This window comes from Coprobacillus sp. (genome assembly GCF_984815275.1).
In genome coordinates, this window is the sequence record NZ_CFJNYH010000037.1 from 18561 (window position 1) to 29155 (window position 10595).

Genomic DNA, 10595 nt, shown 5'->3' on the forward strand with positions numbered 1-10595 from the left:
TTGAATTTGAGATACTTCGTCTTTTTCTACATATTTATGGATATTTAGTGTATAATAGGTCACAGAGAGGTGAGAATATTGCGCGATATTGATTTTATAAACACTTTTTTTAATATAATTTATCAAAATGAAACTGCGTATATGCGTGATATCGTTTCATCATATGAATATTTATATGGCTTTCGTCAATGGTTAAAGAAGCGTGGGATAATATGTGATTCTTTAGAAAGAATACAAGAAACTGACTATACATTTTTCTCCAAACGTATCAAAGTTGGAGATATGGAGCATATCTTACGTTATCCTTTTCTTGATGGAATTCAAAAACTAGCTGATCAATATGCCCAAAAGACACATGTTCTTTACATACCTGGATATAATGGAGAAGAACTACTCAATATTCATTTTCAGGAGTATAAAGATGTTTATTTTTATGCAATTGAAGAGCCTTTTGAACGCAAGGATTTATCATTTTTTGATCCGTTCCCAGCTTTTTTCTGTGCAATGAATCATGCTGATTTATGGCCCGGTATTTTGATTTTTAATGATACACAACAAGTTTTTTCAGCATTGACATCCCAAACAGAATTCAAGAAATTAATTGATTATATTGATCAAAAAGTGAATTTGTTTGATGTTTATAATGATAATAAAGATGATTCATACTATATTCAATTAAGTGATTTGCACTTAGGTAAAAACAAAAGACAAAAGGGTTTGATTCAATTATATAATTCATTAGATTTTATCATGCCTTATTTACAAACAGATCAACAGATAAAAGTACTAATTACGGGAGATCTTATGGAATCACCGAATCGTAAAAATATGTATTTAGCAAATGATTTTATGAACAGTTTAAAAAAACGGTATAAAGCAAATGTTACATTTATACTGGGTAACCATGATGTCATTGTTCATGGTTTTAATATGGCTAGGAATCAAAAGAGTAAAGTGATTGCTTATTTATTAGGTGAAAACATAAAAGTATTAGAAAAAGAAAAGATGATTTTAATTAAAATGGATACAACCAGTGAAGGGAATCTTGCGAGAGGAAAAATTGGGCAAAGACAGTTAGATGAAATAGATGATGAATTAGAAGCCATTGATCATTTAGAAGACTATACAATGCTTGTGATGTTACATCATCATGTCTATCCTTTAAGTAAGGCACAATTTATTAAAACCAAATGGCACGAAAAGACGTTTATCAATAGAATTGTGGAAACATCAAAGGTTTTAGTCGATGCACCTTTATTAATAGAATGGTTACAAAAAAGAAATATTCATTATGTTTTTCATGGACATAAGCATTTACCTTATTTTAGATGTAAGGATGAGTGCTATTATATAGGTGCAGGAAGTGCAACTGGCGGATTAAAGGAAAGTCAAAGTCGTTATATTTCATATAATATAGTCAAATATAATACAATGGAAAAGAAGATGAAGACTTGTATTATTTTTTATGATGATAAAGCGAAAGCTGAAAGGCAAAGAGTAGAGGTTTATATATTTAGGGAGGAAAAAGAATGAAGATTGTAGATAAAATGAAAGATGAAGATTTAGGAGTGGCATTAATATATAATTTTACGAAAGGATATCAAAAAGCAGTACCAATGGAAATGTATGATATTGTTTTACCATTATTATATAATGATACTTTTAGAAATGAGATTTTAAACCATCATTCCTTTCATGATTGTTTATTAGCTTGTGCTTCAAAAGATGAAAATTTTAAAGAAAATGTTTTATCTGCTTTAGAAGATTATAAAACAATGACTTCTAAAGCTTTAGGTATTGCAATGATTCAGCATATTTTAAATTTTCAGATTGTTGATCAGACGATGTGTGGGTTACCTTTAGAAACACATATATTAGAACTTAATGAAGCGTTAAAATTAGGTGAAATGTTACAAAACTTAAAATATCATGATGTGAAGGGAATGTTAAAGAAAAATGATAAGAAGATTGTCATTTTACAAAGTGCTTCTGTTGGTTATGATGTTGATTTATCAAGATTTGAATCTTTAGGTGATGTTGTTATGTATGAAGATACAACTCAAGATCAAATTCGTGAAAGAATAAAAGATGCTCATATTGTTATTACAAATAAAAATATATTGAATGAATCAGTGTTGAAGGGAATGCATCAATTACAATTGATTTGTTTATTTGCGACTGGAACGAATAATATTGATTTAGAATATTGTCGTCAACAGGGGATCAAAGTTGCAAATGTAAAGGGATATTCAACGGATACTGTTGCTCAGCATACAATCGCATTATTAATGCATCTGATTGAAAAGAATGCAATGTATGATAAATATGTGAAGTCTAAAGAATATGCATTAAGTGGACGCTTTAGTTATTTTGATGAAGTATTTCATGATGTTTCTTCATTAACTTGGGGGATTGTTGGATTGGGTGATATTGGTAGAAAAGTGGCTTTCATTGCGACTGCAATGGGAGCAAAAATTCAATATTATTCAACAAGTGGGCAGAATGCAACAAGTGATTATCAGCAAGTTGATTTTGAAACTTTATTAAAGAGTTCTGATATTATTAGTATTCATGCTCCATTAAATGAAAAAACAAAATATTTATTTAATGAAGATGCCTTAAGAAAGATGAAAGATAATGCTTATCTTATTAATGTTGGACGTGGTGGGATTATTGAAGAGAAAGCCTTAGTCAAGGTCTTAAATGAAGGACATTTAGCTGGAGTTGGATTAGATGTATTTGAACATGAACCATTATTAGAAAATGATATTATTTATTCTATTCAAGATATGAATAAAGTGATTTTAACACCACATATTGCTTGGGGTTCAATTGAGGCAAGACAAAGATGTGTTGATGAAGTTTATGAAAATATAATGGCATTTTTAAATGGGATAAATCGAAACATTGTGAATTTATAAATATAAAAATAAATATTTTTGAGCAAAGAACACATTATATAGGATGTGTTTTTTGTTTGAATGATATGTGCTTTCTATTAGCGATAAGATAGTAACAAAATAGATACCATTATGAAAATATGATTTATCAAAAAACAACCCAAAAAATATTATTTTCAAGTCTCTAATCAACGCGATTTATTCGGTTTGATTTTTTTGTTAAGTTCATTAAAGAATATGAAGATATTAAGATGATATAATTTAAAATTCTTGATGATATAGGTAAAAAGAGTTGTATTTTGTATACAATCATATTATGATATAACCTATATATTAAAAAGAAGGAGGAGTCTACGTTAGTAGCAAAGAATGTACGGTCTGTTGATCGGAATTAACGCCTGTGGACTAGAAATGAGGACGAAGCAGGAAACATTTGTTATAAGTAGCATTGTGTTATGGAACAAATTATTTTAGCAATAATCATTATTGCACTGGGATTTTATGTATTTAAGTTTTATCCTTTTGAAAAAGGGAATGTTATGAATTTGGTCATTGCGGCAATCTTTATTATTTTAACAGCTATATGTAAGAGATTGGCTATTATGATTCCATTGTTTGGAGCGGAAAGTTTAAAGATAGGGTTTGAATATATTCCCTTGATGTTAGCAGGTTACTTTTTATCTCCAGGATATGCATTTTTAGTTGGATTGAGTAGTGATATTATCGGATTGATATTGGTTCCTACAGGTTTTCCATTTCTTGGATTTACACTTGGAACAATCTTGGTTAGTGTCATTCCTTCACTCGCTAAGGAACATGCAAAGATGTTAAGTGAAAAGATTGTTCAGTCAATAGTTATGGGATTGATATTGGTTCTTGGGTTAGGTGCTTCAATTTACATATATACACTTGATCAAGTGACGATATCAACGACTGTTCATATTATTACATCTCAAGAAAAGTTAACATTGATTTCTGTTTGCTTAATTTTAACGATTATCTTTATCATTTTGATTTTTATATTAAAAAAGCAAATCAGTCAAGATGAGGCCAAAGAATTTTCGACATGGATATTATGTGTGACTTTGGTTGAAATCGTTGTGACATTATGTTTAACACCACTGTGGTTAGATATGATGTATGGTATTCCATTTTTTGTTTCTCTATGTATTCGAGTTATTAAAGAATGTGCAATATTGCCAATAGAAATTTTTATAGGATATACATTGATTAAATTAATGAAACGTATTTTTGTTCGTTTAAACAAGTCTTAGTACTAAGGCTTGTTTTTTTGTGTTTATTTTTGAAAAAATTGTAAAGACTATTTAAGAGGTGAAAATTATGGATAGAAAAGAATATGATCAAATGGCTGAAGAATTAAAACCAGGTGGTCATAAAGTCAAAAATGGTTTCAATGCTTTCTTATATGGTGGTGTTATGGGAGCCATTGCTCAAGGTGTTCTAGAATTTTTCATGAATGTTTATAACTGTAGTGAAAAAGATGCAATCCCAATGATGACTATAACCCTTGTATTTGTGGCTTGCTTATTAACTGGGTTAGGATTATATGATAGTATTGCTAAACATGCTGGAGCAGGTACTTTTATTCCAATTACTGGATTTGCAAATAGTATGGCTTCAAGTGCACTTGATAGTAAAAGTGAAGGATTGGTTATGGGAATTGGAAGTAATATGTTTAAATTAGGCGGAACAGTTATTACGTATGGAATTGTGAGTGCCTCATTGTTAGGAGTGATTCGTTATGTCATCACACTTTTTGGGTAATTCAATAAAACTAGAGAATGTATATATTGCATCAACAGGGACTGTATGTGGACCATTGGAATATCAAGGACCATTAGGCTCAAGTTTTGATAAAGGATTTGGCGATTATCATTGTGGTGAAGATTCTTTTGAAAAAGCAGAACGAAAGATGCTAAGAGATTCTTTAGATATCTGTTTAAAAAGAGAGAAATTAAAGCAAAAAGATATTGATCTTTATATTGGTGGAGATTTATTAAATCAAATTACAACAGTTAATTATTTGGCTAGGGAGTTACCTAAACCATTTGTTGGTATTTATGGTGCCTGCTCAAGCTTTTGTTTATCTATGGCAATGTCATCTTTATTAATTGAAGGTGGTTTCGTGGATAAGGTTATCGCCATGGTATCAAGCCATAATGCAACAGCTGAGCGTCAGTATCGTTACCCTGTTGAATATGGTGTTCAAAAGAAAGATACAACAACATTTACTGCAACAGGCGCTATTTCAACTTTATTAACTAATCAGCCAACACAAGTGAGAGTTGAATCTATTACATTAGGAAAAGTTGTTGATTATTCACAAGATGACCCTAATGATATGGGACGTGCTATGGCACCAGCAGCATATGATACAATCACAACTCATTTTGAAGACTTAAAAAGAAGTTTTCAAGATTATGATTTGGTTGTTACAGGTGATTTATCAACTTATGGTCATAAGATTTTAAAGGAAATGATGCAACGTCATAAAATTGATGTTGTCCATTATAATGACTGTGGGTGTATGTTATATGATTTACAAAATCAAGAAGTTTTTCAAGGTGGAAGTGGATGTGCATGTAGTGGGCTTGTCACGATGGGGCATTTATATCCAATGTTGAAAGACAAAAAGTACAAACGTGTTCTTGTTGTTGCAACAGGAGCTTTGCTTTCACCAATGATGAGTGCACAAAAAGATACGATTCCATGTGTTGCACATGCTATCAGTTTGGAGGTCGTCGAATGAATTATATAATGGCATTTTTATTTAGTGGTTTGGTGTGTTTTTTAGCTCAAATGATTTATGATAATAGTAAGTTAACACCAGGACATATAACAAGTTTATTTGTTGTGCTTGGTTCATTTTTAGACTTATTTCATATTTATGATAAACTGGTGGAAATTTTTCATGCCGGGGCTTTAATTCCAATTACAAGTTTTGGACATTCTTTGATGCATGGAGCAATGGCTGCAACTGAAGAATATGGTATTTTTGGTATTGCTATGGGAATGTTTGATTTAACAGCAGCCGGAATTACAGCAGCTATTCTCTTTGGATTCTTGGTTGCCATTATTTTTAAACCGAAATCATGAATAATTCTTATGACTTAAAACATCGTGTATTGATATATAAAGGAAGACTGATTCATCTTTATTTTTTGGCCAGTCTTTCTAACGATACACTGATTTCAAGACTTGTAGAAGGAATAGAAAATGGTGAAGGAAAAAATCTAGATAATTGTCTGAATATGGGAGATGTTGATATCGTCAATACAAATGATATTAAGCAAATCCAATATTCAATTATGAGTGGAAATTGTGCTCTGTTTGATGGTGAAACGACTTATTTGATGGATACGAAGAATTATCCAAACAGATCTATTGAAGAACCTGAAACAGAAAAAAGTGTTCGTGGTGCAAAAGATGGTTTTAATGAATCTATCTTAAACAATACAGGATTAATTAGAAGACGTATTAAATCCGTAGAATTATGTTTTAAAAGAGAAATTATTGGAACAGAAAATCAAATGGATATCGCTATTGCCTATCTTCAAAATAAAGTTGATCAAAATGTTTTAAAACAAGTGATGCAAAGGATTAAAGAAATAAAAGCGAAAGATTTAATTATGACAGATAGGGCACTAGAAGAACTTATCTTAGATCAAAACTATAATCCTTTTCCTTTGGTGAGATATAGTGAAAGACCAGATATTGTAGCAACGCATATTCAGCATGGATATATTGCAATTATTTGTGATACATCTTCATCTGTCTTAATGATTCCAACGACAATATTTGAAATTCTAGAACATGTGGAAGAGCATCGTCAAACACCATTGATTGGAACATTTATTCGTATTATTCGTTTAAGTGCTGTTTTATTATCCATTTATCTTGTTCCTGTTTGGTCACTATCTGTTTCTTTTATGCAATGGGACTGGACATTCTTTATCCAGATATTACTGGTTGAATTATCTATTGAATTATTAAGAATAGCAACGATTCATACACCAGAAGCCATATCTAATGCGATGGGGTTAATTGCTGCTTTATTATTAGGACAATTTGCTATTGATTTAGGATTCTTTTCAGAAGAAATCTTGCTCTTTTGTGCGGTTGGAGCAATTGGTGGATTCGCAACACCAAACTATGAGTTATCCTTAACAAATAAATATATTAAAGTGATGATGATTGTAAGTATAATGTTATTCAATATCTTTGGATTTGTTATTTTTAATATCTTTTTGTGGGTCTATCTGGCAAGATTGAAGCCTTTTGGAATGTCTTATTTATCACCATTATTTCCATTAGATCTTAAAAAACTAGGACAATTTATAATTAGAAAACCTAAGAAAGGCAAATGATGCCTTTCTTATTTTGTATGAGCGTGTTAGAATATGTCTATAAAGAGGTGGAAAGAATGGAAAAACATATTTATCAAACATATGTACAAGTTTTAAAAGAGGAATTGGTTCCGGCAATGGGATGTACTGAACCGATTGCATTAGCATATTGTGCAAGTAAGTGCTTTGATACACTGCAAGATGAGGTTCAGTCAGTAGATATTTTTGTCAGTGGAAATATTGTTAAAAATGTCAAGAGTGTTATTGTTCCTAATACTGGTGGCTTAAAAGGTATTGAGGCGAGTGTTGCTGCAGGAATTGTGGCTGGTGATAGTACAAAGGTATTAGAAGTTATTTCTATTGTTACAAATTTACAAAAAGAAGAAATGCGTCATTTCTTAGACTCGATATCAATGAAAGTTCAAGCCATTGAAAGTGATTGTGCTTTAGATATTTGTGTTCATCTTCATGGTATTTATCATAATGCCAAAGTTCGTATTGCTGGCTATCATACAAATATTGTGTATATTGAAAAAGATGGTGAAGTTCTTTATGAATCTGGTGTGGTTGCATCAAGTGATTCTTCGTTAACTGATCGTAGTTTATTAAATGTCAAAGATATTTATGAATTTGCAACAACAGTTGCTATTGAGGATGTTCAAGACGTTTTACAAAGACAAATTGATTGTAATTATGCGATTGCTAAGGAAGGGATTGAAAATAACTGGGGTGCTAATATTGGAAGTATCCTTTTAAAAACTTATGGTGATGATGTCAAGATTAAAGCAAAAGCTTATGCAGCAGCAGGCAGTGATGCAAGAATGAGCGGTTGTGAAATGCCAGTTATTATTAATTCTGGTAGTGGAAATCAAGGAATGACAGCATCTTTACCTGTTATTATTTATGCTTTGGAAGAAAAGGCAACACAAGAACAATTATATCGTGCTTTGATTATATCTAACTTATGTACAATTCATCAGAAAACAGGAATTGGCAGATTATCGGCTTATTGTGGAGCTGTCAGCGCAGGTGTAGGGGCAGGCTGTGGGATTGCTTATCTTAAAGGTGGCGATTATAAAACAATTGCTCATACATTGGTTAATGCCTTAGCCATTAATTCGGGAATTGTATGTGATGGAGCAAAGCCTTCATGTGCTGCCAAAATAGCTGAGAGTGTAGATGCTGGAATTCTTGGTTATTATATGTATAAAAATGGCTGCCAGTTTAAAGGTGGCGATGGGATTGTTTGTAAAGGTGTTGAAAATACAATTCGTAATATTGGACGTTTATCTCGAGATGGAATGAAAGAAACAGATAAAGAAATTATTAAAATGATGTGTGATTAATATTATATATAAAAATAGTCTTGATTTCTCTTTTTGAAATGAAGACTATTTCATTTTGTTATAAATGATAGTTTTCCTATTGACTTTTACTACAATTCTATAATATAATAATTGAGCACACGATGCCCGAGTGGCGAAATTGGTATACGCACAGCACTCAAAATGCTGCGACTCGCGTCATGTCGGTTCGAGTCCGACCTCGGGCACCATCTGTTTTTTGAAAAAAAATGTCAGACGGGGACTGTGTAGATTAATATTACAAATAATTATGCAAGCGATATTCGTTAAAGAATATCGCTTTTTTTCGTATTTAAAACAAAAGGAGGTGAGAAAATGAAGAAAAAAGTATTATTACCACGTTCAGATACTGCCAGATGGCAAATATATCCGAGTGATGATGAAGTTTTATTAGTAAAAATGCTGACTAAGTATTCAGAATTAGAAAAAGAAGCCTATCTTATTAGAATTATGGTCAACTTTTTTGCTGAAGATCAGGAAATGCAACTCAAACTCATTGAATATGCGAGACAGTATATTCGACCTAAGTATGACTTACCTAAATCAAGGGAAGCTAGAAAAAAAGTTGCTATTGCTAAATCTAATACAATTGTAGGTGATGACATTATGAATCAAGTTAATTATTATATTTCGCTTATCCAGGAACTTAAAAATACTCCTGAAAAAGTTGAAAAATTTAAAAATCATTAAAGTTCCTTTAATGTTTATATAAAGCAAGGAACCCACTGGAGGTATTATGAGTACAACAAATCTTGAATTTAATGGACAATTTATTCAGCGTTTAGATATTCATGAACGTTGTATTATAACGGACTTTATTAAAGAAAAATTTTATTCTAATATGATTAATCCTCATAAAGCAATTAATACATTACTAAGTTATGAAGATTATAGAAATCATAAGAAAAAAATATATGCAGTTTCTTTAAGAATTATGATTCCAATTGGATTAACAAAATCACAAGAGCATGAAATAGTTAAAAATTTTATGTTAAAAGTGAGTCTTAATTATAAAGTAATCTGTTATTTATATAAGTTTATAACTAAAGGAAATGGTCGATATATAGATGTTATAGCCTTTGACCGACATATTTATGAAAAACCTGAAGAAAAAGAACAATGTTACAAACGTGATATGTATATAAATAAAAATACTGGAAGGACTACAAAGGCTAATAATCCTGATGCGATTCATCGTTGTAAAAAAGGGGATGTAAAAAAGGATAAAAAGGGACAACCAATCAAAGTAATTGTTACAGTCTCTAATAAAAAGAGATATTTCAACTATCGCGATGGAAAGGATGGGAATTCTGATGAAAGAAAGAAAAGATTTACATCTCTAATTGATTATTTAAAAGGTTTATTAATTCAAGCACTTTCTAGAGTTATTCAAACAATACAACTAACTTTAAGACTTAAAAGCAAACAGTATGATAGAACCTATAGTAAGAATAAACGTATTAAAATCTTAAATTATAACCAAAGGATTAACTTGATTAACTTAAAGTTAGCTAGAATGCAAGATACTTTTTATAGGCGAAAAGTCCTTGGATCCTCACATGATGAAGCATTACGTGACTTTAATCAAATGTTTTATAGTTTAGTAAGAATAACTCAAAATGAAGAATTTAAAATTAGTCTTAAAAAAGACTATAAAGTATGTATATCACTAACCAAACATTTATCTTTTAAACAACTAAATGATAACCTAGATTTGTTTGTAAAAATAGCTGATAGAAAGATAGATGATTGGCATGAAAAATATTTAGTTATTGAATAAAAGAGGTGAATATCATGAAAACGAGTAAAAAAAGTGTTATGGGATTAGTTGGTTGCATTACTTCCTGGTGTGAAGATGAAGAAGTGTTAGAAATCATGCTAAATGAAGTGAAAAATATAATTGGCACTATAGATAAGTTAGAGCAAGAAAATATTTTTCTTAAAGCGAGATTATCTAATCTAAA

At 30.8% G+C, this 10595-nt stretch carries 10 protein-coding genes and 1 tRNA gene; all 11 read left to right on the forward strand.

Annotated elements, in window-relative coordinates; all coding sequences use genetic code 11:
- Window positions 1-69: 69 nt before the first annotated feature.
- The 11 genes from AC5M21_RS12540 (at window position 70) to AC5M21_RS12590 (ending at window position 10411) form a co-directional block, all read left to right on the forward strand.
- Window positions 70-1533 (forward strand): metallophosphoesterase family protein, encoded by a 1464-nt coding sequence (locus AC5M21_RS12540; protein WP_238637607.1) that lies wholly within the window; start codon window positions 70-72, stop codon window positions 1531-1533.
- A complete protein-coding gene (locus AC5M21_RS12545; RefSeq protein ID WP_008787946.1) occupies window positions 1530-2921 on the forward strand; it encodes a D-2-hydroxyacid dehydrogenase in 1392 nt (463 codons plus the stop codon). The genes AC5M21_RS12540 and AC5M21_RS12545 overlap by 4 nt, the downstream gene beginning before the upstream one ends.
- Before the next feature lie 434 nt (window positions 2922-3355).
- A complete protein-coding gene (locus AC5M21_RS12550) occupies window positions 3356-4174 on the forward strand; it encodes a folate family ECF transporter S component (RefSeq protein ID WP_008787947.1) in 819 nt (272 codons plus the stop codon).
- A gap of 67 nt (window positions 4175-4241) precedes the next feature.
- Window positions 4242-4685: a stage V sporulation protein AC gene (gene spoVAC, locus AC5M21_RS12555; RefSeq protein WP_008787948.1), complete on the forward strand. Its 444-nt coding sequence runs from the start codon at window positions 4242-4244 to the stop codon at window positions 4683-4685.
- Window positions 4663-5670, forward strand: a complete 1008-nt coding sequence (gene spoVAD / locus AC5M21_RS12560; RefSeq protein WP_017143842.1) for a stage V sporulation protein AD — start codon at window positions 4663-4665, stop codon at window positions 5668-5670. The genes spoVAC and spoVAD overlap by 23 nt, the downstream gene beginning before the upstream one ends.
- Complete coding sequence (gene spoVAE / locus AC5M21_RS12565) at window positions 5667-6017, forward strand: stage V sporulation protein AE (protein ID WP_008787950.1); 351 nt, start codon at window positions 5667-5669, stop codon at window positions 6015-6017. The genes spoVAD and spoVAE overlap by 4 nt, the downstream gene beginning before the upstream one ends.
- A complete protein-coding gene (locus AC5M21_RS12570) occupies window positions 6014-7288 on the forward strand; it encodes a spore germination protein (protein WP_008787951.1) in 1275 nt (424 codons plus the stop codon). The genes spoVAE and AC5M21_RS12570 overlap by 4 nt, the downstream gene beginning before the upstream one ends.
- Before the next feature lie 56 nt (window positions 7289-7344).
- On the forward strand, window positions 7345-8613 hold the full coding sequence (locus AC5M21_RS12575) for an L-cysteine desulfidase family protein (protein ID WP_008787952.1): 1269 nt from the start codon (window positions 7345-7347) through the stop codon (window positions 8611-8613).
- A 124-nt stretch (window positions 8614-8737) separates the two neighbouring features.
- Window positions 8738-8822 (forward strand) — tRNA-Leu (locus AC5M21_RS12580).
- Window positions 8823-8946: 124 nt separating this feature from the next.
- The gene (locus AC5M21_RS12585; protein WP_346965836.1) at window positions 8947-9321 is read left to right on the forward strand and encodes a hypothetical protein; all 375 of its coding nucleotides are present in this window, start codon (window positions 8947-8949) and stop codon (window positions 9319-9321) included.
- A 46-nt stretch (window positions 9322-9367) separates the two neighbouring features.
- Window positions 9368-10411 (forward strand): hypothetical protein, encoded by a 1044-nt coding sequence (locus AC5M21_RS12590; RefSeq protein ID WP_412253353.1) that lies wholly within the window; start codon window positions 9368-9370, stop codon window positions 10409-10411.
- Window positions 10412-10595 lie beyond the last annotated feature (184 nt).